Source organism: Ruegeria sp. C6 (assembly GCF_056537625.1).
Genome location: NZ_JBQFRW010000002.1, coordinates 792,348 through 817,150, shown reverse-complemented (window position 1 = coordinate 817,150; position 24,803 = coordinate 792,348). Strand labels below are relative to the sequence as shown.

At 57.7% G+C, this 24,803-nt stretch carries 25 protein-coding genes; 19 read left to right on the top strand and 6 right to left on the bottom strand.

Annotation, left to right across the window (positions count from 1 at the left end; translation table 11 throughout):
• Window positions 1-29 precede the first annotated feature (29 nt).
• From ACR0MJ_RS11315 to smpB, 10 genes are all read left to right on the top strand, one after another.
• Entirely contained in the window at window positions 30-1,397 is a 1,368-nt protein-coding gene (locus ACR0MJ_RS11315) for an MFS transporter (RefSeq protein ID WP_480761003.1), read from the top strand.
• Entirely contained in the window at window positions 1,394-2,257 is an 864-nt protein-coding gene (mepA, locus tag ACR0MJ_RS11310; RefSeq protein WP_170613410.1) for a penicillin-insensitive murein endopeptidase, read from the top strand. Before ACR0MJ_RS11315 ends, mepA begins: the two co-directional genes overlap by 4 nt.
• Complete coding sequence (locus ACR0MJ_RS11305; protein WP_170664308.1) at window positions 2,230-3,114, top strand: esterase-like activity of phytase family protein; 885 nt, start codon at window positions 2,230-2,232, stop codon at window positions 3,112-3,114. The genes mepA and ACR0MJ_RS11305 overlap by 28 nt, the downstream gene beginning before the upstream one ends.
• 91 nt (window positions 3,115-3,205) lie before the next feature.
• Window positions 3,206-3,853 carry a queuosine precursor transporter gene (locus ACR0MJ_RS11300; RefSeq protein WP_480761001.1) on the top strand — a complete coding sequence of 216 codons (648 nt, stop codon included), beginning with the start codon at window positions 3,206-3,208 and terminating at the stop codon, window positions 3,851-3,853.
• A 263-nt stretch (window positions 3,854-4,116) separates the two neighbouring features.
• Entirely contained in the window at window positions 4,117-4,536 is a 420-nt protein-coding gene (gene arfB, locus ACR0MJ_RS11295; protein WP_170394928.1) for an alternative ribosome rescue aminoacyl-tRNA hydrolase ArfB, read from the top strand.
• 60 nt (window positions 4,537-4,596) lie between these two features.
• On the top strand, window positions 4,597-5,343 hold the full coding sequence (locus tag ACR0MJ_RS11290) for an SDR family oxidoreductase (protein WP_480760999.1): 747 nt from the start codon (window positions 4,597-4,599) through the stop codon (window positions 5,341-5,343).
• An 82-nt stretch (window positions 5,344-5,425) separates the two neighbouring features.
• The gene (locus ACR0MJ_RS11285; protein ID WP_480760997.1) at window positions 5,426-6,439 is read left to right on the top strand and encodes a P1 family peptidase; all 1,014 of its coding nucleotides are present in this window, start codon (window positions 5,426-5,428) and stop codon (window positions 6,437-6,439) included.
• 112 nt (window positions 6,440-6,551) lie between these two features.
• Window positions 6,552-6,965 (top strand): c-type cytochrome, encoded by a 414-nt coding sequence (locus ACR0MJ_RS11280; protein WP_170394920.1) that lies wholly within the window; start codon window positions 6,552-6,554, stop codon window positions 6,963-6,965.
• 144 nt (window positions 6,966-7,109) lie between these two features.
• Window positions 7,110-7,652: an isopentenyl-diphosphate Delta-isomerase gene (idi, locus tag ACR0MJ_RS11275; protein WP_170394917.1), complete on the top strand. Its 543-nt coding sequence runs from the start codon at window positions 7,110-7,112 to the stop codon at window positions 7,650-7,652.
• A 44-nt stretch (window positions 7,653-7,696) separates the two neighbouring features.
• Complete coding sequence (smpB, locus tag ACR0MJ_RS11270; RefSeq protein ID WP_170394914.1) at window positions 7,697-8,179, top strand: SsrA-binding protein SmpB; 483 nt, start codon at window positions 7,697-7,699, stop codon at window positions 8,177-8,179.
• Here the strand turns inward: smpB and glpK are convergent.
• The 3 genes from glpK to panB form a co-directional block, all read right to left on the bottom strand.
• On the bottom strand, window positions 8,176-9,654 hold the full coding sequence (gene glpK / locus ACR0MJ_RS11265) for a glycerol kinase GlpK (protein WP_170408561.1): 1,479 nt from the start codon (window positions 9,652-9,654) through the stop codon (window positions 8,176-8,178). The two genes, smpB and glpK, sit on opposite strands and share 4 nt — an antisense overlap.
• A 70-nt stretch (window positions 9,655-9,724) precedes the next feature.
• The gene (panC, locus tag ACR0MJ_RS11260) at window positions 9,725-10,576 is read right to left on the bottom strand and encodes a pantoate--beta-alanine ligase (protein ID WP_170408560.1); all 852 of its coding nucleotides are present in this window, start codon (window positions 10,574-10,576) and stop codon (window positions 9,725-9,727) included.
• A complete protein-coding gene (gene panB, locus ACR0MJ_RS11255; RefSeq protein WP_170408559.1) occupies window positions 10,573-11,412 on the bottom strand; it encodes a 3-methyl-2-oxobutanoate hydroxymethyltransferase in 840 nt (279 codons plus the stop codon). The genes panC and panB overlap by 4 nt, the downstream gene beginning before the upstream one ends.
• A gap of 171 nt (window positions 11,413-11,583) precedes the next feature.
• Here panB and ACR0MJ_RS11250 point away from each other — a divergent pair, with 171 nt between their 5' ends.
• The 5 genes from ACR0MJ_RS11250 to ACR0MJ_RS11230 all read left to right on the top strand — a co-directional run bounded on the left by ACR0MJ_RS11250 (window position 11,584) and on the right by ACR0MJ_RS11230 (window position 18,069).
• Window positions 11,584-13,071 (top strand): ABC transporter substrate-binding protein, encoded by a 1,488-nt coding sequence (locus tag ACR0MJ_RS11250; protein WP_170408558.1) that lies wholly within the window; start codon window positions 11,584-11,586, stop codon window positions 13,069-13,071.
• A gap of 155 nt (window positions 13,072-13,226) precedes the next feature.
• On the top strand, window positions 13,227-14,174 hold the full coding sequence (locus tag ACR0MJ_RS11245) for an ABC transporter permease (protein WP_480760996.1): 948 nt from the start codon (window positions 13,227-13,229) through the stop codon (window positions 14,172-14,174).
• Window positions 14,171-14,986: an ABC transporter permease gene (locus tag ACR0MJ_RS11240; protein ID WP_170408556.1), complete on the top strand. Its 816-nt coding sequence runs from the start codon at window positions 14,171-14,173 to the stop codon at window positions 14,984-14,986. The genes ACR0MJ_RS11245 and ACR0MJ_RS11240 overlap by 4 nt, the downstream gene beginning before the upstream one ends.
• Window positions 14,983-16,581 (top strand): ABC transporter ATP-binding protein, encoded by a 1,599-nt coding sequence (locus tag ACR0MJ_RS11235; protein ID WP_480760993.1) that lies wholly within the window; start codon window positions 14,983-14,985, stop codon window positions 16,579-16,581. Before ACR0MJ_RS11240 ends, ACR0MJ_RS11235 begins: the two co-directional genes overlap by 4 nt.
• 36 nt (window positions 16,582-16,617) lie before the next feature.
• Window positions 16,618-18,069: an aldehyde dehydrogenase family protein gene (locus ACR0MJ_RS11230; protein ID WP_170394891.1), complete on the top strand. Its 1,452-nt coding sequence runs from the start codon at window positions 16,618-16,620 to the stop codon at window positions 18,067-18,069.
• Here ACR0MJ_RS11230 and pncB read toward each other — a convergent pair.
• Window positions 18,066-19,358 (bottom strand): nicotinate phosphoribosyltransferase, encoded by a 1,293-nt coding sequence (gene pncB, locus ACR0MJ_RS11225; RefSeq protein ID WP_170394888.1) that lies wholly within the window; start codon window positions 19,356-19,358, stop codon window positions 18,066-18,068. The genes ACR0MJ_RS11230 and pncB overlap by 4 nt on opposite strands.
• 164 nt (window positions 19,359-19,522) lie before the next feature.
• Between pncB and ACR0MJ_RS11220 the strand changes: the two genes are divergently transcribed.
• Window positions 19,523-20,053, top strand: a complete 531-nt coding sequence (locus ACR0MJ_RS11220) for a hypothetical protein (protein ID WP_170514119.1) — start codon at window positions 19,523-19,525, stop codon at window positions 20,051-20,053.
• 3 nt (window positions 20,054-20,056) lie between these two features.
• Here the strand turns inward: ACR0MJ_RS11220 and pncA are convergent, their stop codons facing one another.
• Complete coding sequence (gene pncA / locus ACR0MJ_RS11215; RefSeq protein ID WP_170408552.1) at window positions 20,057-20,650, bottom strand: bifunctional nicotinamidase/pyrazinamidase; 594 nt, start codon at window positions 20,648-20,650, stop codon at window positions 20,057-20,059.
• A gap of 96 nt (window positions 20,651-20,746) precedes the next feature.
• On the opposite strand from pncA, the gene trhO reads away from it, so the two are divergent.
• The gene (trhO, locus tag ACR0MJ_RS11210) at window positions 20,747-21,652 is read left to right on the top strand and encodes an oxygen-dependent tRNA uridine(34) hydroxylase TrhO (protein ID WP_170408551.1); all 906 of its coding nucleotides are present in this window, start codon (window positions 20,747-20,749) and stop codon (window positions 21,650-21,652) included.
• 64 nt (window positions 21,653-21,716) lie between these two features.
• Entirely contained in the window at window positions 21,717-22,217 is a 501-nt protein-coding gene (locus ACR0MJ_RS11205) for a potassium channel family protein (protein ID WP_170394876.1), read from the top strand.
• A 6-nt stretch (window positions 22,218-22,223) separates the two neighbouring features.
• Here ACR0MJ_RS11205 and ACR0MJ_RS11200 read toward each other — a convergent pair whose 3' ends face one another.
• Window positions 22,224-22,553, bottom strand: coding sequence for a hypothetical protein (locus tag ACR0MJ_RS11200; RefSeq protein ID WP_170394874.1), 330 nt, complete (start codon window positions 22,551-22,553; stop codon window positions 22,224-22,226).
• Between the two features lie 191 nt (window positions 22,554-22,744).
• On the opposite strand from ACR0MJ_RS11200, the gene betB reads away from it, so the two are divergent.
• On the top strand, window positions 22,745-24,199 hold the full coding sequence (gene betB, locus ACR0MJ_RS11195; protein WP_480760992.1) for a betaine-aldehyde dehydrogenase: 1,455 nt from the start codon (window positions 22,745-22,747) through the stop codon (window positions 24,197-24,199).
• Window positions 24,200-24,803: the final 604 nt, after the last annotated feature.

The following is a 24,803-nucleotide window of genomic DNA, read 5'->3' as shown; positions in this document are numbered from 1 at the left end:
GATCGCAACAATAATAATATGGGGCAGAGATGGCGGAGATTTCCAAGCGTAAGCGCATCTGGGGCTGGTGGTTTTTCGACTGGGCCAGCCAGCCGTTCCATACATTGCTGGTGACCTTTGTCTTTGGCCCCTATTTCGCCGGGGTGGCGGCTCAATACTATGCGAATACCGGATTAGACACCGATGCTGCGGCGGCGCAGGCGCAGACCGTCTGGGCGAATTGCCTGACCATAACTGGGCTGATCATCGCGTTCGGAGCGCCCCTGTTGGGCGCGATGGCGGATGTTTCGGGTCGGCGCATCCCGTGGATTCTCGGGTTTTCGGTGATGTACGCGGTGGGGTCTGCCGCGTTGTGGTACACGATGCCCGATGGCTCCAACATGTGGTTGATGCTATCGGCTTTTGGTCTGGGCTTTGTGGGCGCAGAATATGCACTGATCTTCATCAACTCTCAGCTGCCCGATCTGGGTGACGATAGAGAAGTGGGCGAGATTTCAGGTTCGGGCTTCGCCTTCGGCTATTTCGGAGGCTTGCTGTCGCTGGCCATCATGCTGGCGCTGTTTGTTGAACAGCCCGACGGCAAGACCTTGATTGGTATGGATCCGTTGTTCGGGCTGGATGCGGCAACGCGTGAAGGGACGCGGTTTGTCGGCCCCTTCACCGCTGGATGGTTCGTGTTGTTCATGGTGCCGTATTTCCTGTGGGTTCGGGATGATCCTGAGACCAACAAACAGGGTAGCTTGGGTGAGGCACTGCGCTTGCTGGGCAAGTCCGTGGCGTCGCTGCGTCACCGGGTCAGTCTGGCGACCTATCTGGGGTCGTCGATGTTCTATCGCGACGCGCTGAACGGGCTATACAGTTTCGGAGGCGTCTATGCGCGGCTGGTGCTTGAATGGGACCTGATAAAAATCGGCGTATTTGGAATCGTCAGCGTTCTGGCCTCGGCCATCTTTGCGTGGATCGGGGGCAAGATGGATCGCAAGTACGGCCCTAAACCGGTGATATTGGTTGCGATTTGGGTTCTGATCTTTGTCTGCGTAACGGTTGTGTCGATGGATCGAACACAGATCTACGGAATTTCATTACCCGTAGGCTCGGGCCTGCCGGACATGGCGTTCTTCGGGTGCGGAGTTCTGATCGGCGGCATGGGAGGTATTCTGCAATCCGCCAGCCGTTCAATGATGGTACGCCATACTGATCCCGCCACCCCGGTCGAGAGTTTTGGGCTGTACGGGCTTTCGGGTCGGGCGACCGCCTTTGCAGCGCCGCTATTGATCGGAATAGCAACAGCAGCAACCGGTAGTGCAAGACTGGGGGTGTCACCGATCATTCTGTTGTTTATTCTGGGCCTAGTCCTGATGCGCTGGGTGAAACCGGAAGGGGATCAGAGCAGATGATTTTACTACGTTTTTTGGCCGTTCTGGCCGCAATAGCACTGGCAGGCGCGGCCACGGCACAGCCCTTGGCCAAACAGTTATTCGGAGCCCAGAAGGTTGGGTCGCAGCAAAAATCTGCCGCATTCGGCAGTTATTCGCGCGGGTGCGCCGCCGGGTCGGTGCAACTCCCTGAAACCGGGCCAACTTGGCAAGCCATGCGCCTGTCGCGCAATCGCAATTGGGGGCATCCTCAGGCGATCGACTATGTGCAGGATCTCAGCCGGTTTGCCGCGAAACAACCGGGGTGGAATGGTCTCTATATCGGGGATATCAGCCAACCGCGGGGGGGGCCGATGACCTCGGGCCATCGTTCGCACCAGTTGGGTTTGGATATCGATATCTGGATGCTGCCGGGCGATAACATGCGCCTAAGCCGCAAAGCACGCGAGAATATCTCGTCTATATCCTTGCGCCGCGCGAACGGCGCGTATGTAAACGGCAACTGGACCAAGCAGCACCATGCGGTATTGCGCGAAGCCGCTAAGGACAAGCGCGTTGCCCGGATCTTCGTATTCCCGGGTGCAAAGGTGCAGATGTGCAATGACGAGAAGGGCAATAAAGCCTACTTGCGCAAGATCCGGCCGTGGTGGGGACATCACTATCATTTCCACGTGCGGCTGAAATGCCCGAAAGGATCGAAAGGTTGTGTAAATCAGGACCCGCCTCCCAAGGGTGATGGTTGCGCCGAAGCGCAGCAATGGGTGCGCAATATTCTGAACCCACCGCCACCTGATCCAAATGCGCCAGCACCGAAAAAGCGTCGTGAGTTTCGTCTGGCTGATCTACCCCAGCAATGTACCGCCGTTCTGCAATCCAACTGATCACGGCGCTTCTGCTGGCAGGGACTGTTCAGGCGATGGAGCTTAAGCAGGCTTCGCTGCTGGACAGCTATGTCTGGCGCGACAACGCCAACTGGTTCGGTGGATTTTCGGCGATTCATATCTCCGAAAACGGGCGGAACATGGTCGCTATCAGTGACCGGTCAACACTGATCACCGCGCGAATTGAACGAGATCAAGATACGATCAGAAACATCCAAATCCTTGACCAGTGGCCGATTCTGTCCAGCAAAGGCCGTATCTTGAAGGGGAGGGCAGGGGATTCCGAAGGGCTCGCCGTTGCTGCAGATGGCAGCGTTTACGTCTCGTTCGAAGGCGTTCACCGAGTCGTGCATTACACTGCCCCCGACGCCAATGGACGGGTTCTGCCGCGCCCGCGAGAGTTCCTGAATATGGACCTCAACGGCTCATTTGAAGCGCTGGCGATAGATGGTCGCGGGCGGTTGTATACGCTGACCGAAAAGACCCGCACTGTTCGGGGCGATATACCGGTCTATCGCTGGGATGGCGCACGCTGGTCAGCGCCTTTTGTGCTGCCGCCCCGTGGAAAGTTCCTACCGGTTGCAGCGGATTTCGGGCCCGACGGGAGGCTCTATGTGTTAGAGCGTGCAGTGGCTTTCATCGGCTTCCGCTCACGCCTGCGACGCTGGGTGATCTCTGGCGACGTGCCCAAGGCCGAAGAAACGCTGTTTGAAACCGCTACCGGGACCCATGATAATCTGGAAGGTCTTTCGGTCTGGCGCGATCAGGACGGGCGGTTGCGCGCAACCATGGTATCGGACGACAATTTTCGTTCCTTGCAACGTACCGAGCTGGTGGAATATTTGCTGCCCGATTGACAGGCGGCAGACAAAGGTCTAAACGCACGGCCTGCCTCGGGATGAGCCTGGGGCCAAGTCGCCGCTACCTTGTCAAAACGGGCATCTGAAAATGCAACGCAGCTTTATTCCCGGCATCCTTGCCATGGCCTCGATCGTCGTGGCCTCAAACATCCTGGTCCAGTTCCTGATCCTTGACGGCCTGTTGACCTGGGGTGCCTTCACCTATCCGTTGGCCTTTCTGGTCACGGACATCATGAACCGCGTCTACGGCGTGGGTCCGGCCCGCAAGGTCGTATTCGCCGGTTTTGTCACCGGTATCATCTGCTCGCTGATCGGCAGCCAGATCATGCTGCAGGGTGACGGGTTTACCTATGCAGCCGTACCGCTGCGCATTGCTGTGGCTTCGGGCACCGCCTTCCTGATTGCGCAATTGACCGACGTCACTGTGTTCAACTCACTGCGTGGTGGCCGCTGGTGGCGCGCACCGCTGGTGTCGACACTGGTTGGCTCGGCGCTGGACACCGCGATCTTCTTTACCCTTGCGTTCTCGGCCTCAGTTACCGTCTTTGGTGCCAATGCAGATTCAGCGATCAACTGGGCGTGGGAGCCTGTGCCGTTTATGCTAAGCGGCCCGATGGCCCCGCTCTGGGTAACGCTGGCCTTCGCCGACTGGCTGGTGAAACTGTTGCTGGCGCTAATCGCCCTGATTCCGTTCAAGGTGATTGTTGCCCGTTTGACCGCCGCGCAGCCTGCATAAAAAAGTGCTTTGAGATTGGCGCATCTTGTGTCAGGCTCAAAATTAACCGCAACAGATAGAAAAGGAGGTGATCCAGTGTCGAGAAAGAGATTGGAGAGAGGTGTTGGAACAACCGGGGGGATCGCCTGTTAAGGCAGCCCTTGGCGGAGCGCTCGCTCCGGCTGGTCGATTGATCTAACCGACCCAACCTCCTGAACTTTCGAAGGGCCGTCCCGCCGGGGCGGCCCTTTTTGTTTTCAACTGCGCCCTGTAAGGTCCGATCCATGTTGCGCATCACCGACGATATCGCCCTGCAAGACTGGGAAATGACCGAAAGCTTCGTGCGGTCCTCTGGTCCGGGTGGGCAGAACGTCAACAAGGTCTCCACCGCCGTTGAGCTGCGGTTCGAGGCCGCGCGCTCACCTTCCTTGCCTGATCCGGTCAAGACACGTCTGAAACGGCTGGCCGGACGTCGCTGGACCAAGGACGGCGCGATCATCATTCAATGTGAAGAAACACGCTCTCAGGCCCGCAACCGCGACATCGCCCGCGCCCGGTTGGCTGAACTGATCACGCGGGCTTTGGTCAATCCCAAGCGCAGGATCGCGACCAAACCTACGTACGGTTCGGTCAAAAGGCGGTTGGCGGCAAAGAAAGCCCGCGCGGATGTCAAAGCCCTGCGAGGCAAAGTGTCCGAAGATTGATCTGGCAGTTTCGCTGCACGTTGCTACTCTGCCGGTGCAAGACGCAGGGGAGGTAAAGCCATGAGGCTTGAGGGAAAAACCGCCATCGTAACCGGCGGTGCATCCGGGTTCGGCGCTGGGATTGCGCAAAAGTTCCTGACCGAAGGCGCCCGCGTGATGATCGCAGATATCAATGGCGAAGCGGCTTCCGACATGGCGTCCGCGGAGGGCACGAATGCCATCGCACAGCACGTTGATGTCTCGGATGCGGCATCGGTTCAGGCCATGGCACATGCGGTATCGGAAGAATTCGGAAAACTTGATATTCTGGTGAATAATGCGGGCGTGACGCACCTGCCGGCTCCACTTGAGGACGTCGATGACGATGAATTCGACCGCGTCTTCGCCGTGAACATGAAATCCGTCTACCTGACCGCGCGCGCCTTTGTTCCGCAGATGAAGATACGCGGCGCGGGGACGATCCTGAACGTGGCCTCAACGGCAGGCCTGTCGCCGCGCCCTAATCTGAACTGGTACAACGCCTCCAAAGGCTGGATGATCACCGCGACCAAGACGATGGCCGTCGAACTTGCCCCCTCGGGCGTGCGCGTTAACGCGATCTGCCCGGTGGCGGGTGAAACCCCGCTGCTGAAATCCTTCATGGGTGAAGACACCCCGGAAATCCGCGCCAAATTCCTGTCGACGATCCCGCTTGGTCGCTTCTCAACTCCCGAAGACATGGCAAACGCCGCCTGTTTCCTCTGCTCGGACGAGGCCAGCATGATCACCGGCACAGCCCTAGAAGTGGACGGAGGCCGATGCATCTGATCCGCCCTTCATCTGGCCATAAATATCTCCGCCGGAGGCAGCGCGCGCCAGCGCGATTTCCGGCCCAGTGTGCGAGACGAACATGAACCCCGGACCCAGAAACCTGATCACTGATGTCGCTGGCCTCAAGGTTGGCAATGCGCACGATGATACGCTTAAATCAGGCACAACTGTCCTGACGGCGGACAACCCGTTCACAGCTTCGGTTCATGTGATGGGCGGCGCCCCCGGCACGCGTGAGACCGACCTTCTGGCGGTCGACAAAACTGTTGATCGGGTCGACGCGATTGCTTTGTCCGGCGGCTCGGCCTTTGGACTGGATGCGTGCTCGGGCGTTTCAGACGCATTGCGCGCTCAGGGGCGCGGATTTCAGGTCGGTTCGGCCGTCGTGCCCATCGTGCCGGGCGCGATTCTGTTCGATCTACTCAATAGTGGAGATAAGAACTGGACCGAAAATCCTTATCGCGATCTGGGGAAGTCTGCGTATTTGACCGCCTCACCAGAATTTGAACTGGGCTCGGTAGGGGCTGGTACCGGCGCATTGGCCGCGATGCACAAGGGTGGCTTAGGCTCGGCTTCGTTAAAGCTTGAGGGTGGCGTAACCGTCGGCGCGCTGGTTGCCGCCAATCCGCTTGGCAGCGTAACCACACCGGGTGATCGGCATTTTTGGGCTGCGCCGTTTGAGATCGATGACGAGTTCGGTGGATTGGGGCCAGATCCGACCTCGGGCCTTGGTTTCTCTCTTGTCAGCCGCAAGGCGCAGATGATGTATTCTGCTCCGCCAGATCGCGCAAACACCACGATTGCTATAGTTGCAACTGATGCAGCGCTGACCAAACCGCAATGCCAGCGTCTGGCGGTAGCAGCCCATGACGGCATCGCCCGCGCCATCGTGCCTGCGCACACGCCTGGCGATGGAGATCTGGTATTCGGTCTCAGCACCGACGCGCGCACCGTTGGCCCCGAGGCGATGGCGATGATCGGCCATGCGGCCTCGATCTGTCTTGCGCGCGCGATTGCACGGGCTATCTATCTGGCTTCCCCTCGCGCTGGCGACCTGCTGCCCTGCTGGTCGCAGTTACATGACTTCGGTTAAGTACGACACCGATCGCCTGTGACACAGTGCCGTCGCGCGGCAATCTGCGCGTTGACTCTCTGCTGTGCCAGCGATCCATTCGGTGCAGCCAATTCATATCGGAGCAAAAGCTATGAATCGTATCCTTGCCACCGCAATTGCCGGTCTGCTGGCCCTTCCTGTCTATGCAGAAGGTGATGCCGAAGCGGGTAAGAAGACCTTCAACAAATGCAAATCCTGTCACATGATTGCTGACCCTGCGGGTGAAGTTATCGTTAAGGGCGGTAAGACGGGTCCGAACCTGTACGGAATCGCAGGCCGCACCGCCGGCACTGAAGAAGGCTTCAGATACGGCGACAGCATCGTGGCCGCGGGCGAAAATGGGCTGGTCTGGGATGAAGAGACTTTCGTGGCCTACGCCCAAGACCCCAAAGCATTCTTGAAAGACTATTTGGGGGAAACCTCTGCCAAGTCGAAAATGACCTTCAAGCTGAAGAAAGGCGCCGAAGACGTTTACGCCTATATCGTGAGCGTTTCGGGAGAGTAACTCCGCCAACAGGTTTACAGACGAACTTCGAAATGCCGCAGCCCCTGCGGCCTTTCGTGCGATTGATTGACATTGTAATCAGCGCCACTTTGGGGAAAACCGGTAAGGCCATGTGCACCGGAGATCGCCAACAGGAGACGACAGATGGGAATCTTGATCCCGGCTTGGGTTGAGGGCGAACTGACACCCGTCGACAAGCTGGAGGCGCATGAAAAGGGGCTGCGACACAAGGCTGTGTCCGTGTTTGCCGTGCGCGGGACCGAGATATTGCTGCAACGCCGGGCGATGGGCAAATACCACACGCCGGGTCTATGGGCGAATACCTGTTGTACGCATCCGGATTGGGACGAAAGCGCTTCGCATTGTGCCGTCCGGCGCCTGCGCGAAGAATTGGGCATCACCGGGCTCTATCCCGAATACCGGCATCGATTGGAGTATCACGCCGATGTCGGCAACGGAATGGTCGAGAACGAGGTGGTCGACGTCTTTCTGGCCCATGTGCGTGGAGCCTTGAAAATCGAGCCTAACCCGGAAGAAGTGATGGATATCCGCTGGGTCGATTACCACGATCTGCTGGCCGAGGTGAAGCGGCACCCCGACCGTTTTACCCCGTGGCTCAAGATTTATCTGCACAATCACGCTGACACGATATTTGGACCTGACCTGATAATCTCGGCCAATTCATAACCCTGCCTTGCAAGGCGGACGCAAGCGGCATACATCAACGCGTCATGGCCAAGCAGAAGCAGAACACTGACCCGAATTACAAAGTGATCGCCGAAAACCGGCGTGCGCGCTTCGATTATGCGATCGAAGACGATCTCGAATGCGGTATTGTCCTGGAAGGGTCCGAGGTCAAATCCCTGCGTGCCGGTGGGTCGAACATTGCTGAAAGCTATGCGTCGGTTGATGACGGAGAGCTATGGCTGATCAACAGCTATATCGCGCCCTATGAGCAGGCCAAGGTCTTCAAACATGAAGAACGCCGCCGCCGTAAACTGCTGGTGTCACGCAAGGAACTGTCGAACCTGTGGAACGCGACCCAACGCAAAGGCATGACGCTGGTGCCGCTGGTGCTTTACTTTAATCACAAGGGTCGGGCGAAGCTGAAGATCGGCATCGCCAAAGGTAAGAAGCTGCACGACAAGCGCGAAACGCAGGCCAAGCGCGACTGGTCACGGCAGAAACAGCGCTTGATGAAGGACCACAGTTAGAACGCCATGGCCGCCTGAACCGCGCGTTGCCAGCGCGAATAGGCCGCGTCTCGGTCAGCAACGGGTTTTGCAGGCTCAAACCGCCGGTCCAGATCCCAGGTTTCGGCGAATCCGGCCTGATCCGGGTAGACACCCGCTTTCATGCCCGCCAGCCATGCGGCACCAAGCGCGGTGGTTTCCTGCATCACCGGGCGGTCGACCGGGGCGCCCAGAATGTCGGAAAGCCCCTGCATGGCCCAGTCCGAGGCGCTCATTCCGCCGTCGACGCGCAGGATCACGTCAGTCTCTGCGCCCCAATCGCCCTGCATGGCGTGCCACAGGTCGCGGGTCTGGAACGCGATGCTTTCCAGCGTGGCGCGCGTGATTTCGGCGCGGCCTGAATTGCGAGTCAGGCCAAAGATTGCGCCCCGGCAATCGGGTTTCCAATAAGGCGCGCCCAGCCCAGTAAAGGCAGGGACGAGAACAACGTGCTGGTTTGGATCAGCTTTGGCGGCCAGTTCACCGCTTTGCGGTGCGGTTTCGATGATTTGCAACGCATCGCGCAGCCATTGCACCGCCGCACCGGCAATGAAAATCGAGCCTTCAAGCGCATAGGTTTTCTGCCCGTCCAACTGATAGGCAATTGTCGTTAGCAGCCGGTTTTTCGATTCAACTGGCTGCGTACCGGTGTTGAGTAGTGCGAAACAGCCCGTGCCATAGGTGGATTTCATCATGCCCGGCTGGAAACAGGCCTGTCCGATGGTGGCAGCTTGCTGATCCCCCGCCACGCCGAGAATTGGAGTGTTACCGCCAAACAGTGAGGTCGATCCGAAGTCTGCGGCGCAATCGCGCACGTCGGGCAACAAAGCTTGGGGGATGTCCAGCAAGTCGCAGATCTCGGTACTCCATTCCCCTTTGTGAATATCGAATAGCAATGTGCGGGCCGCATTGGTGGCATCGGTGGCGTGCACGCGCCCTTCTGTCAGTCGCCAGATCAGGAAGGTATCGATTGTGCCGAACAGCAGCTCTCCGGCGGCGGCACGGTCGCGTGCGCCGGGGACGGTATCAAGCAACCATTTGACCTTGGTGCCTGAAAAATAAGGATCTAGCAGCAGACCGGTCTGGGCAGTTACGTCATCCTCGCATCCCGCTTTGCGAAGACGCTCGCAAATCTCAGCGGTGCGACGGTCCTGCCAGACGACTGCGTTGTGAATGGGGGTCCCGGTGGCGCGATCCCAGATGACAGTGGTTTCGCGTTGGTTGGTAATCCCGATACCAGCGATCTGTGCCGCGGATACACCTGTCGTTTGCATCACTTCACGGCAAACCGTCAGAACGCTGTCCCATATCTCCTCGGCATCATGCTCAACCCAGCCTTCCTGTGGGAAATGCTGTGTAAACTCGTGCTGCGCAGTGCCGACGCGCTGCATTTGCGCGTCGAACAGGATTGCACGAGACGATGTGGTGCCCTGATCGATTGCCAGTATATAGGTCATTCCTGCGCCCCTCCCGCTTTGGTTTTGCAGGACTTTAGCGCAAACACAACCAAACGTACCAGAGGGGAAATCAGACCGGAGACACCGGTAGATTGTCGATCAGCCGCACGCCGTCGACCAAGGCTGCCGCAAACAGTCGTGCGGGTCGTTTGGCATGGGTCATAGGCTCCAGCGTTTCAGCGCAGCGTAGTTGCAGATACTCCACTTCGTTGAAGCCGGCGGCCAAAAGATCGGCCTGTGCCTGAGAAGCCAAAGCTTCGAATTCTTCGCCGTTTTCCAGCGCCTGAACAACTGCACGCATGATACGATGTTTTTCGGCTGCGATGGCCAGACCATCCTCGGATAGCCTTTGATTGCGCGAAGACATTGCGAGGCCCGAAGGTTCACGCACCGTGGGGCAACCAATCACCTCGATCGGAATATCGAGGTCGCGGGCCATCCGGCGGACGATCATAAGCTGCTGATAGTCTTTTTCCCCGAAATAGGCTCGATCCGCTTGCGTTTGCAGGAACAGCTTGGCGACAACTGTTGCCACACCATCGAAATGACCCGGGCGGAATTCTCCCTCCATCGCGACGGTCAGACCCGAGACCGAGACTGTGGTGGCGAAGCCATCTGGGTAAATCTCATCCGGGTCGGGCGTGTAAATCGCATCGACGTTGTAAGGCGTGAGTTTTTTTGCGTCTTCTTGTTCGGTGCGCGGATAGTTGGCGAGGTCTTCGGGGTTGTTGAACTGCTTGGGGTTTACAAAGATCGTCACGATCACCCGGTCGCAAGCCGTCTTCGCGGCTTCGGCCAGCGACAGATGCCCCTGGTGCAGCGCACCCATGGTGGGGACAATTCCGATCACCTCACCATTCAGATGCCAATCACGAGTCAGCGCACGCAAGTCTGCCAGTCGACGCAGAATAGGCGCGGTCATGACTTGGGTCCTTTGACGGGTACGGCATCGGCAAAGACATGTTCGTCTGCCGGGAAGCTTCGCGCACGAACCTCGGCTGCGTATTCAGCAATGGCGGCTTCGGCCAACGGGCCAAGATCAGCATAGCGTTTGACGAATTTCGGTTTGAAGGCGGTGAAAAAGCCAAGCATATCGTCCACCACCAGAATTTGCCCGTCGCACCCGGCCGAGGCACCAATGCCAATTGTGGGGATCGCAATCTCAGCGGTAATTCGGTTTGCCAAACCCTGCGGAACTTTCTCTAACACGACCGAAAACGCGCCTGCTTCGGCGACGGCCCGGGCGTCGGCCAATACGGCATCGGCCTGTTCGTCGCGCCCTTGTACCTTATAGCCACCCAAAGTGTTTATCGACTGCGGTGTCAGGCCAATATGTGCCATCACCGGGATCCCGCGTTTGACCAGAAACCGGATGGTTTCAGCCATCTCGAAGCCACCTTCCAGCTTAACCGCCCCAGCTCCTGTTTCCGACATCAGCCGGGCTGCGTTGCGGAATGCCTGAGCCGGGTCATGCTCGTAGCTGGCGAAAGGCATGTCGATCACCATCATTGCCTTGTCCAGACCACGGGCAACGGCCTGGCCGTGCATGATCATCATCTCCATCGTCACACCAAGAGTCGACGTCAACCCGTGCAACACCATGCCGACGCTGTCACCGACCAGAACGAAGTCACAATGCGCATCCATCAACTGCGCCATCGGTGTTGTGTAGGCGGTCAACGAGACCAGAGGATCAGTACCTTTCCGGGCGCGGATATCCTCGGCGTTCGGGGCTTTCTTGCGGGCGGTGGCGCTCATGCTCGCTCCTCGCAGGTTTCATGTTGCAGCGCGGCATAGCAGATGCGGCAGGCGCAAAGAAACCCCGGTTGCGCCAACAATTCCTTGATTGACCTCGGGTTTGCGAGGACATTGGTCGCAGATCGGCCCGAAAAAAGCAGGGCTAGCCAATTTCAGTGGGGAGAGATTTTCATGACAAAGCAGCGCTTTCGCTCGTTCGCGTCGGCCCTGGTCCTTGGCGCGGGCCTGTTTGCCACGCAGGCCATGGCCAAATCTGACATCACCATCGCCATGCAGCTTGAGCCACCGCATCTGGACCCGACCAGCGCTGCGGCGCAGGCTATCGATTCGGTTGTCTACACCAATATCTTCGAAGGCCTGACCCGGTTCATGGGGGATGGCTCGGTGGTGCCGGGGCTGGCCGAAAGCTGGGAAATCTCGGATGACGGTACCGTTTACACATTCAAGCTGCGCGACGGTGTGACATTTCACGATGGCACAACGATGGATGCCGAGGACGTCAAGTTCACCCTTGATCGCGCCACGGCAGAAGACAGCGCCAACGCGCAGAAGGCTTTGTTTGCGGGCATTAAAAGTGTCGAGGTAGTGGACCCCCTGACCGTTCAGGTGACGTTGAATGAGCCGAACGGGAACTTCCTTTTCAATCTCGCCTGGGGTGACGCGGTGATCGTTGCGCCCGAAAGCATCGAGAATATCAAGACCAATCCGGTTGGCACGGGGGCCTTCACCTTCTCTGACTGGCTGCAGGGTGACAGCATCATCCTGAATCGCAACCCCGACTATTGGGGCGAACAGCCCGCGTTAGAGACCGCAACGTTTAAGTTTATCTCGGATCCGACCGCCGCCTTTGCCGCCATGATGGCCGAGGATGTAGACGTGTTCGACAACTTCCCCGCACCCGAGAATCTGCCGCAATTCGAGGCTGATCCGCGCTTTCAGGTTCTTGTCGGCTCGACCGAGGGGGAAACCATTCTGTCGACCAACAACAAACAAGCCCCGTTTGATGACATATTGGTCCGACAGGCATTGGCCCACGCGATTGACAGGCAGGCCATCATTGATGGGGCTATGTTCGGCTATGGCACACCCATCGGTACGCATTTTGCTCCGCATAATCCGGCTTACGTCGATCTGACCGGCAATTCGGCCTATGACCCGGAAAAAGCCAAGGCGCTGCTGGCCGAGGCCGGGTATCCCGATGGGTTCGAGACCACGCTGCACTTGCCGCCGCCTTCCTACGCCCGACGCGGGGGTGAAATCATCGCTGCCCAACTGGCCGATATTGGCATCACCGCCGAGATCATCAATGTGGAATGGGCGCAGTGGCTGGAAAGCGTGTTCAAGGGCAAGGAGTTTGGCCTGACCATCGTCAGCCATACCGAGCCGATGGATATCGGTATTTATGCCCGGCCCGACTATTACTTCCAATATGACAGCACCGACTTTCAGGCATTGATGGACACGCTGAATTCGACCACGGACCCTGATGAGCGCACACGTTTGCTGGGTGAGGCACAGCGCTTGATTTCGACCGATTACGTCAACGGGTACCTGTTTCAACTTGCCAAGCTTGGCGTGGCCAAGGCCGGTGTTGAGGGGCTATGGGAAAACGCACCCACGGCAGCGATCGATCTGACCGGGATCAGTTGGTCCGAATAGAAGAACAGAGTTGGACCGGGGCGATGGCCAGCGCCCCGGCGCGAACTGTTGCACCATGAAACCCACAAGGATTCTGGTTTGGCGGGTTTCTTTTTGTCTATCTTCTCGTGCCTTAGGCGCTGGACCCACACGGGATGTGACCCTAACGTTTCCAAATGCTCCGCTACGCCCTCAAACGTCTGCTGTCGCTGATCCTGAGCCTGGCCGTCGCCTCGGTTGTCATCTTTGCAGTGATCGAGGTCGCGCCCGGTGATCCGGCGTCGTTCATGCTGGGCGTGAACGCGCAGGCCGATACATTGACTGCGCTGAGAGCTGAACTGGGCCTCGATGTCTCGAAGATCGAGCGGTACTTCAACTGGGTCGGCGGGATGCTGGTTGGGGATTTTGGTACGTCCTACACCTATCGCACACCCGTGTCGCAGATGATCGCAGATCGATTGTGGGTGTCATTGCCGCTGGCTTTGTACGCGCTGACCCTGTCCACGCTGATTGCTTTCCCCGCCGGTATCTACGCAGCCTCACGGCGCGGCAAACCGGGTGATCTGACCGTGATGGCTGCGACTCAGCTTGGTATCGCGGTGCCAAATTTCTGGTTCGCGATGATGCTGGTGTTGGTCTTTGCCATCAATTTGCGCTGGTTCAATGCCGGCGGTTTCGCGGGTTGGGAGAACGGCATTTGGACCGGTCTACATTCGCTGACCCTTCCAGCCATAGCATTGGCCCTGCCGCAAGCGGCGATCCTTGCGCGGGTTATGCGCTCGGCTCTGTTGGATATTCTGGCCGAGGATTTTATGCGCACCGCACGCGCCAAGGGCCTTTCGCGTCGGCAGGCGCTTTGGCGACACGGAGTGCGGAATGCTCTGATCCCGGTACTGACGATCATTGGACTCCAATTTTCCTTCCTGCTGGCGGGTTCGATCATCATCGAACAGGTGTTTTATCTACCCGGCCTTGGGCGGCTGGTTTTTCAGGCTATATCGGCGCGCGATCTGATCGTCGTGGAGTCGGTCGTTATGCTGCTGGTTTTTGCCGTCATCATGGTGAACTTTTTTGTCGATCTGGCCTATGCCGCAGTCGATCCAAGGCTGAGGAGCAGGACATGAGCCGCAACCTGATCCTTGGCGCGACGCTGTCCTCACTGGTGGTGCTGGCAGCGCTGGTGTCCTTTGTCTGGACCCCATACGACCACGCCGCGCTGAGCATTCCGGCCAAGCTGCAGCCACCCAGCGCGCAGCACTGGTTCGGTACCGATCATTTCGGACGCGACATGTTCTCGATGATCATGGTTGGTGCGCGCACCTCGATTGCGGTGGCGCTTGTCGCGGTCGGGATTGGTATGGCGCTGGGCGTTCCCTTGGGTCTGGCCGCCGCTGCGCGCAGTGGATCGTGGCTAGATGAATTCATCATGCGCGGCAATGATCTGGTCTTTGCATTCCCCTCTCTCGTCATCGCCATTCTGATCACTGCCGTCTTTGGTGCCGGGGCCATTAACGCGATCATCGCCATCGGTATCTTCAACATCCCCGTTTTTGCCCGCATCACCCGAGGCGCGGCTTTGTCTCTTTGGGAGCGCGAGTTTATCCTTGCCGCCCGCGTGTCAGGCAAAGGCGCGGCACGGATATCGGCTGAACATATCCTGCCCAATGTCGCCAATCTGCTGATTGTTCAGGGAACAATCCAGTTCTCACTTGGCATTCTGGCCGAGGCTGGGCTGTCCTATGTCGGTCTTGGTGCGCAACCCCCTACGCCAAGCTGGGGCAGAATGCTGGCCGATGCGCAGACGATGGTTAGTTTTGCCCCGCATTTGGCTCTGATTCCGGGTCTTGCCATCATCGTGACGGTTCTTGGCCTGAACCTTCTGGGTGATGGCTTGCGCGATTGGTTGGACCCTCGGATACGGGTGGCCCGCGCATGAGTCTTTTGCAGATCAAGGACCTCTCGTTGGCTATCCACGGCACGCCGATTTTAAAGAAGATTAACCTGTCGATTGCCCCTGGGCAGATCGTGGCTGTGACCGGAGAAAGCGGTTCGGGCAAATCAATGACAGCCTTTGCCGTGATGCAGTTGCTGCCAAACGATGCCGAAGTAGATGGGGTGCTAGAGTTAGAGGGCCAGAACCTGCTGAACCGGTCTGAGGCCGAGATTTGTGCGCTGCGGGGCGCTGCGATCGGAATGGTTTTCCAAGAGCCGATGACTGCCCTGAACCCGGTGAAGACCATCGGCGATCAAGTTATGGAGACTATCCTGATCCACAAGGCCATGCCCCCGGCCAAAGTGCGCGCTCGGGCCGAAGAGGTTCTGGCCCGGGTTGGATTGCCAACCGACAGGTTTCCGTTGAAGCGTTATCCTCACGAACTGTCAGGCGGTCAGCGCCAGCGAGTGGTGATCGCCATGGCGATTGCACTGCGCCCCCGACTGTTGATCGCGGATGAGCCGACAACGGCGCTTGATGTGACCACGCAGGCGCAAATCCTTGATCTGCTTAAAGGGCTCGTGTCGGAGTATGGCATGGGTCTGCTGATGATCACGCATGATTTGGCGGTGGTTGCAGACATGGCGGATCAGATTGTGGTCATGCGGCATGGGGAGGTTGTTGAAACGGGCGCAACAGATCATCTCCTGCGCCATATGCAGCACCCTTACACCCGTATGCTGTTCGAAGCTTCGGGGCATCAAGTCAACCTGCCGACCTCTCCTGCACCGCGAGCGTTGCTTGAGATCGAGAACGTGGTGCGGGACTACCGTCTGCCCCGAACGCGCCTGTTTGCCACGCCCGGTCATCATCGGGCCGTCGATCAGGTCAGCTTTACCCTGAATCGGGGGGAGCGTTTAGGGCTGGTTGGAGAGTCCGGTTGTGGAAAATCGACCCTAACACGAGCTATTTTGGGCTTGGAGGAGGTGCAGCAAGGCCGCATTTCCCTTGATGGTCAGCCTGTTTTCACCGGCCACAAACCCAATCTGGCAGTGCGACGCAGGATGCAGGTGGTGTTTCAGGACCCTTATGGCAGCTTCAATCCTCGCCACCGGGTCGCGCGCCTGATCACCGAGCCATTTCATTTGCTGGACACCCCGCCAACCGGTTCTGAACGGCAGGATCGCGTCGCTGAGATGCTTACCGCCGTTGGCCTAAGCCCCGATGATGCGGGCCGCTACATTCACGAATTCTCAGGTGGGCAGCGGCAACGTATCGCTATTGCGCGCGCTCTGATTATTCGACCCGAGTTGATCCTGTTTGATGAGGCTGTCTCGGCGCTGGATGTCTCGGTCCGCGCCCAAATTCTCGACCTGCTGGCCGAGCTTTGTGCGGCTTACGATCTGACTTACCTGTTCATCAGCCATGACCTGAGCGTGGTTCGAACCATCACCGACCGTGTGTTGGTGATGCAGGCCGGCAAGATTGTGGAACTGGGTGAAACCGAGCAAGTCTTCACAGAGCCTCAGCATCCTTACACAAGAACTCTGATCAATGCGGCACCGAAATTGCCGGAGACTGGACGAGGCGCTGCATGATAAACCCTTGTATAGAGCCTGATATTGGAGCTTCCGATGACTAACCCCCTCTGGTTCGATCCCAACCTTTGCCTGATCGGCGGAGAATGGAAAATGCCCGCGTCAGGTCAAACCTTGCCGCTGGTGAATCCCTCGGACGGTTCCGAAATTTGCCAGATCGCTCGAGGTGGCGAAACCGATATCGACGCTGCAGTGCGGGCCGCCCGATCCGCGTGCGATGGCGATTGGGGTCGCATGACGGCCCTGGAGCGAGGGCGTATCCTCACCCGACTGGGGCAACTGGTTCTGGACCGAGTGGATGATCTGGCACAGCTAGAGGCGATGGATGTCGGCAAACCGTTGACCCAAGCGCGGGCAGATGCGGTAGCATTGGCGCGGTATTGCGAATTTTATGGTGGTGCTGCGGATAAAGTGATGGGCGAGACCATTCCCTATCTGGATGGCTATACCGTCTACACGTTGCGCGAGCCGCACGGTGTGACCGGCCACATCGTGCCGTGGAATTATCCGATGCAGATCATTGGCCGTTCTGTCGGGGCGGCGCTGGCAATGGGTAACGCCTGTGTTCTGAAACCGGCGGAAGAGGCCTGCCTGACCGCACTGGCCTTCGCGCATCTGGCGATACAGGCGGGCCTTCCGCTTGGTGCCCTGAATGTGGTGCCCGGCCTGGGGGCTGAGGCGGGCGCGGCCCTGTCGGCACACCCGGGTGTGGATCACATTTCATTCACCGGTTCGGTCGCGACAGGCGCGTTGGTTCAGCAGGCGGCGGGTCGAAACGTTGTTCCGGTGACACTGGAACTGGGCGGCAAGTCGCCGCAACTGGTTTTCGATGACGCCGATCTGGATGCCGCGCTGCCGTATCTGGTGAATGCGGGTATACAGAATGCGGGCCAGACCTGCTCGGCCTCGTCGCGCATTCTGGTGCAGCGCGGTGTTTATGATGCGGTGAAATCCCGTATGGCCTTGGCATACCAAGAGCTTACCGTCGGTCCGGCGATCCGGGATTTGCGCGTTGGTCCGCTGATCTCAACACGGCAAAAAGAAATCGTGACCGGTTTCCTTCACCAAGGCTCGGACTTGGCGATTGCCGCCGAGGGCCAGATTGCGGCTGGCGCACCCGAATCCGGCGCATATGTCAGGCCCACATTGTTCTCGGATGTGCCGCCCGATCATGCCTTGGCGCGGGATGAGATCTTTGGCCCCGTACAGGTTCTGATCCCGTTTGACACCGAGGAACAGGCTCTAACCATAGCAAATAGCACCGAATATGGCCTTGTTGCCAGCGTCTGGACCCGAGATGGTGGGCGGCAGATGCGGCTGGCCAAGGGTTTACGCTCGGGGCAGGTGTTCATTAACAACTACGGCGCGGGCGGAGGTGTCGAGCTGCCTTTTGGCGGCGTTGGAAAATCCGGCCATGGCCGCGAAAAAGGGTTCGAGGCGCTTTATGGGTTCTCGCAGCTCAAGACGGTTGCGGCCTACCACGGCTAAACGATCACTTCGATCGGCTCCTGCGCTCCAACGCCAAAGACGCGCTTGTACCGCTCAATCTGCTCGGCGGGTCCCATCGCCTTTTCCGGGTTGTCCGATAGTTTGACCGTCGGGTAGCCATTGGCCGAGACCGCCTTGCAGACTAGCGAAAAGGGAGCCAATGCGTCATTCGGTACAAGTTCACGGAAGTCATTGGTCAGCAACGTACCCCAGCCGAACGAGACATTGGTTTGATCCGCGAACTGAGCGTGCAATTCGCGTATCTTGTCCACATCCAACCCGTCCGAGAAAATAACCCGCTTCTGCGTCGGGTCTTCGCCGCGTGATTTCCACCAGTCTATTGCGATTTTTGCGCCGGTTGCGGGGTCGCCGCTGTCAACGCGAATGCCGGTCCAGCCTGCCAGCCAGTCAGGCGCGCGGTCCAGAAACCCTTTGGTGCCATACGTGTCGGGCAGAATGATGCGCAGATTTCCATCATGTTCCTCGTGCCAGTCGCTGAGGACGTCATAGGGCGCCTGCGCAAGCGCGGCGTCGTCTTCGGCGAGCGCAGAATACACCATAGGTAGTTCATGTGCGTTGGTGCCAATAGCCTCAACTTCGCGTCGCATTGCGATCAGACAGTTGGACGTTCCGGTAAAGGACGAACCCAAACCTTCAATCATGGCCTGCACACACCAGTCCTGCCAAAGGAAGGAATGCCGCCGCCGCGTGCCGAAATCCGCGATCCCAAGCCCCTCAATAGTGCGAAGCTGGGCTATCTTTTCCCATACGCGTGTCATTGCACGGGCATAGAGCACCTGTAGTTCGAACCGGCGCATATCGTTCAGAACCGCGCGTGAGCGTAATTCCATCAGTACGGCCAGCGCCGGGATCTCCCATAGCATGACCTCGTGCCACTTACCCTCAAAGGTCAGCTCATACTGATCACCCTTACGCTCCAGATGGTAAGGGGGTAGGCGCAGGTTCTCGAACCATTCCATGAAATCCGGGCGGAACATCTGACGCTTGCCGTAGAATGTATTGCCCCGCAACCACGTGCTTTCCCCACGACTCAGACTTAGCGAGCGGATGTGATCCAACTGCTCGCGTAGCTCGCCTTCATCGATCAAACGGGCCAATGGCACGTGATTCGACCGGTTGATCAGCGAAAACACCACATCGGTTTGGGGCTTATTTCGAAACACTGACTGGCACATCAGCAGTTTGTAGAAATCTGTGTCGATCAATGACCGGATAATCGGGTCAATCTTCCATTTATGATTGTAGACCCGCGTCGCGATATCGACCATGGGGACCTCCTGCAATTTCCGTTGTTAGATCAATCGGAGCACGAAATGGCAAGAGTCGCGGAATTGGGAACAATGCCCACGACAGAACACATTACGGGCTTATTGTGGGTTTCCTTCACGCTTTAGTGAGGGCTGGGGATGGAACTGAAGGTTGAAGTTAGTGAATGAGTCTCGAGTACGATTTTGACATTGTTGCAATAGCTCCGGATGAGGTTGATCCTGAGCATGGGCAAACATCGATAACTGGGCGGCCCCCGGTGCGGGCGCGGTTCAGGGATATCAAGACGGCAGACGCTTTGCGCGCTGCATCGCCCAAGATTCGCAGAATATTTCTGGAATCAGGATTTAGCCTGGACGAGTCGGATGGGCATCTTGCCCGAGGTTATTTTCGGCCAGAAGAGGCTGAAGATCGCCTCCTGATCCTAAAGCGTCTTTTTGCGAATATCCGGAATATGGGTGTCCAGGGAGAGTATAGTGGTGAGTTCGATTTCCATCACTTCTTGGGCCATATCAGGACCGCAAAGCCCGGGACCGTGAACCGGAAAATGCCCGAGCGACCATTGCAAGCGCCACGCCCAAGACCAGTGCGTCCAAAGCGTCGCACGGTTTCTGGGCGTATCGGTTTCGCGTTAGGTCTTGCCGTGATCCTGTTTGTGTTTCTGAAACTGCTGGCCGAGCATGGTGCCGCGCTTTGATCCTCAGGCCAGTGTCACACCTGCTGCGCGCATGGCCTGCTCTGCGACAGCCAAAGATCCGTCCATATCAATGGCGCGGCACAAGTTGCTTAAGACAGTGACATCAAACCCCAGCTGTGCCGCATCTACCGCCGAATAATGCACGCAGAAATCTGTCGCCAAACCGACCATGGTCAGCTGCGTGATCCCGCGCGTCTCAAGATAGCCTTTTAGACCAGTGGGCGTGGAATGGTCGTTTTCGAAAAACGCGCTATAGCTGTCGATAGCGCTGCGAAATCCCTTGCGGATGATCAGATCGCCATCTGTTCGCAAATCCGGATGGAAGTTCGCGCCTGCGCTGCTCTGAACACAGTGATCGGGCCACAAGACCTGAGGGCCATAAGGCATGTCGATCATCTCGAACGGCGCTTTGCCAGTATGAGAACTGGCGAATGAAGAATGCCCCGCCGGGTGCCAATCCTGTGTCAGGATCACCGTATCGAACGTATCCATGATCGCATTGATCGGTGCGACGATCTCGTCCCCTCCGGCAACGGCAAGCGCGCCGCCTGGGCAGAAGTCATTCTGAACATCGATAACGAGCAGGGCGTGGGACATGCTGGCCTCCTAAAGTCGTGTTATCGGTATGGTGCGCAGCGGGTATCGTCAATGCGGTCTCTTGTGTGTTTTTGCCAAGGGCATTAGATCGCCCACATGTACACAATCGCTGCCCTCTATCATTTCACGCGTTTTCCCGACCCCGATGCGCTACGCCCGGCTTTGCACGAGCTTTGCCGCGCGCAGTCGGTGAAAGGCACCTTGCTGCTGGCGCAAGAAGGGATCAATGGCACCATCGCCGGACCCCGCGCAGGTATCGATGCGGTTCTGGCGCATATCCGTGCGTTGCCAGGATGCAGTGATCTTGAGTGGAAAGAGGCGACCTCGGACAATCCGCCCTTCGGCAAGATGAAGGTGCGGTTGAAGAAAGAGATCGTGACGATGGGCCAGCCCGATGTCGATCCCCGCGCAAATGTCGGGAATTACGTCGAGCCTGAGGACTGGAACGCGCTGATCCGATCAGATGATGTGGTGTTGATCGACACCCGCAACGATTACGAGGTGGCGATTGGCACATTCGAGGGTGCAATAGACCCTAATACAGCCAGTTTTCGCGATTTCCCGGCGTGGTGGGAACAGAACAAGGAGCGCTTTCACAACAAACGCGTTGCCATGTTCTGCACCGGTGGCATCCGGTGCGAAAAATCCACCAACTACCTGCTGGGGCAAGGGGTCGAGGATGTCTATCACCTGAAAGGTGGCATCCTGCGGTATCTGGAAGAAACGCCACCCGAAGACAGCACTTGGCAGGGTGAGTGTTTTGTCTTCGACAACCGCGTTTCAGTTGGTCACGGGCTGGTCGAAGGCCCACACAAGCTGTGCCATGGTTGCCGTCGCCCGATCCTGCCCGAAGATGTGAAACGCCCTGAATACGAGCATGGCGTATCCTGCCATCGGTGTATCAATGAGACTTCAGAACAGGACAAGTCGCGGTTTCGCGAGCGGCAAAAGCAGATACAGCTGGCCCGCGCGCGGGGCGAGGAACATCTGGGCTCTGACTGAAATCAGCTTGCAGGCCGCGTTTGAAATCGGATGATTGTGCGCAAGCCCAACCGACGGAGCGCTCATGACCCACGAACCCAGAACCCTGGAAGAATGGAAATCAACTTTGCTGGCGGCGCTTGGGCTGGTCTTGGCAAGCTTTCTTGCGTGGTACGGTCTGTCGCGCCTGAACGAAGCTACTGCAGGCGACACCATTGGCACGCTTTCCTCGGTAGGCCTTCTAATCTGGATCGCCTCGCAGTCTTGGTACTACATGACCCAGGTGAAATCCCCCCGGAGGTTGTTGTTCCTGATGGGGGTGTCCTTCATTCAGGTCGTGCCATTCCTGTTCGCAGCCGTCTACGGCGCGTTTGGATATAACGATCATTGTGTGATCGGCGCTGAAGGGCCAGCCGATATTCTGTATTTCTCATACGTCACCTTCACAACGGTCGGATATGGGGACATGTCCCCAACTGGCTTTTGCCGTGGGCTGGCTGTGGCCGAGGCTGTGACGGGTTACATCCTGTTGGGCATGTTTGTGGCCGCCGCCGTCGCGCTATACGCGCGCAACCACGGCAAATAGAGCGATCTATTTATTATGATCGATCCAGCGCGACATCATTTGTTTGTCGCGGAAACATTCGGACGGGATCGGGCGGCGCTTGCTACGCGAGATACGTTCGGCAAAAGCAACCTGCTTACCTGTTGGGTAGTTTGCAAAGGGCGACGGATCATGCGGCTTATGGGCTGAAATCCAGTCCGACAGGGATTTGCGGTCACGCTGCGCCTCGACCGGAATCTCAAGCGCTGATTGTTGCGCGATGGCGCGGGCAAAGCGCATCTGCCGATCTGTAACTGGCAGCAGGTGATAGTCGTTTGTCGGGCCGCTCAGGGCGGAATTTCGCATGTTCTGGGCCATCGGGTAATCCTCTGACTGTGAAGAACATAAATAGAACATTAACCTTTCGTTTCAAGGGAAGACCCTTTGTATTAGGCGAGATCCTGCCAATTTGCGACTTGATTGACTGATCAGTCAATAATCGATAGTTCGATTCTCAACGTACGCGATCTCTTTGCCTATAGAGATTTCTGAACACAAAGGGAACCGGCATGAAGTTTCAACCCAAGGCCAGCCACTTCATCAATGGCGAGTATGTCGAGGACACCAATGGCGCGCCCATCGACGTTATCTACCCCGCCACCGGAGAGGTCATCGCACGGCTGCATTCCGCCACGCCTGAGATTGTTGAAAAGGCTCTAAACAGTGCAAAATCGGCCCAAGCGGCTTGGGCTGCCCTATCGGGCACCGAGCGAGGCCGTGTGCTGCGACGCGCGGCCGACATCATGCGGGATCGCAATCGTGACTTATCGATTATCGAAACCCATGATACCGGCAAACCTCTGCAGGAAACGCTGGTGGCCGACGCTACCAGCGGCGCGGATGCGCTGGAGTATTTTGGCGGTCTGGCGGCCTCGCTGACCGGCGAACATATCCCTCTGGCAGACGGGGATTTTGTCTATACCGTCCGCGAGGCGCTGGGCGTTTGTGTGGGCATTGGGGCATGGAACTACCCGACGCAGATCGCTTGCTGGAAGGGTGCCCCGGCGTTGGCGTGCGGAAACACAATGATCTTCAAGCCTTCCGAGACTACTCCGCTGTCGGCATTGCAAGTAGCCGAGATTTTGATCGAGGCAGGTGCACCCAAAGGCGTCTATAACGTTGTTCAGGGCTACGGTGATGTAGGCGCCAGCCTGGTGACCGACCCCCGAGTGGCCAAGGTCTCGCTAACAGGGTCGGTTCCAACGGGTCGCAAGGTGTACGCTGCTGCCGCCGATGGCATGAAACATGTCACCATGGAATTGGGTGGCAAGTCCCCGACGATCGTGTTCGACGACGCCGACATCGAAAATGCCGTGTCAGGCGCCATTCTGGGAAATTTCTATTCCTCGGGACAGGTCTGTTCCAACGGCACTCGAGTTTTTGTGCAAAAGGGAATCAAGGAAGCGTTCCTTAAGCGCCTGTCTGAACGCCTTGCTACGGCGAAAATCGGCGACCCGATGGATGAAGAGGTCAACTTTGGTCCGATGGTCAGCGAAAACCAGATGAATATCGCGCTTGGCTATGTCGAAAAGGGGAGGGCCGAAGGCGCGCGGCTGATCTATGGCGGCGAACGGGTCGAAGGCGATGGTTTCTACATGCAACCCACGGTTTTTGCCGATGTTAAGGACGATATGACAATCGCGCGCGAAGAGATTTTCGGCCCCGTGATGTCGGTGCTGGACTTCGACACCGAAGAAGAGGTTTTGGCCCGTGCCAATGACACCGAATTCGGTCTGGCCGCCGGCGTCTTCACCAACGACCTGACCCGCGCCCACCGCATCGTGGCAGGTTTTGAGGCGGGGACTTGTTACATCAACACTTATAACCTGGCCCCGGTAGAGGCACCGTTCGGCGGATCTAAGATGTCGGGTGTCGGTCGCGAGAACTCGAAACTGGCAATCAACCACTTCAGCGAGATGAAGACAGTCTACGTCTCGATGAATGATGTGGAGGCCCCATACTGAATAAATCCGGTTGAATAGTCTCTGTTCTTGATGGTTCACGTCGGGGACAGAGCACATGCTGGCTCGTACATATGACTAAATTCCTCAAGAGGCCTCCTCCGCAAACCGGAGATCAGCCTGTGAAAACACACGCCCAAGCTTATGTGATCGGTGCAGTTTGATCCTTTATCAACTGGCCAAGTTTGGTTGGATTGACGTGGCGATGCTGGAAAGGGCGAGCTATCTTCGGGCCAACCCCAGACCATGTCCCTGGCACAATACGCAATGCCAATTGTAGCGATTGTTTTGGCGGAGCATGTTCGCATCTGGGCTGAACACATCTCTGGGGCGGGTCTGCAGGATCCCGATGTGGCAACCGTAATGCCCTGGAATACGGTTTCAGAAAGTCTGAGTCACTCGGCCCGGTTTACCAAGGTCAGATGTGGTGATCGTAATCTCAGATGGAGTTGTCCAAGAACCAGCACACTTGAACGCGTGCGGTGGTCATGAATGATCATTGAGCCAGCTGAAGATCTTCGACACGTTCACTGAGTTTACCGCCACTGTCCTATGGGCATCATTGATTGATGCATAGGAAGTCAAAATGAATTCAATACCTTTGTTA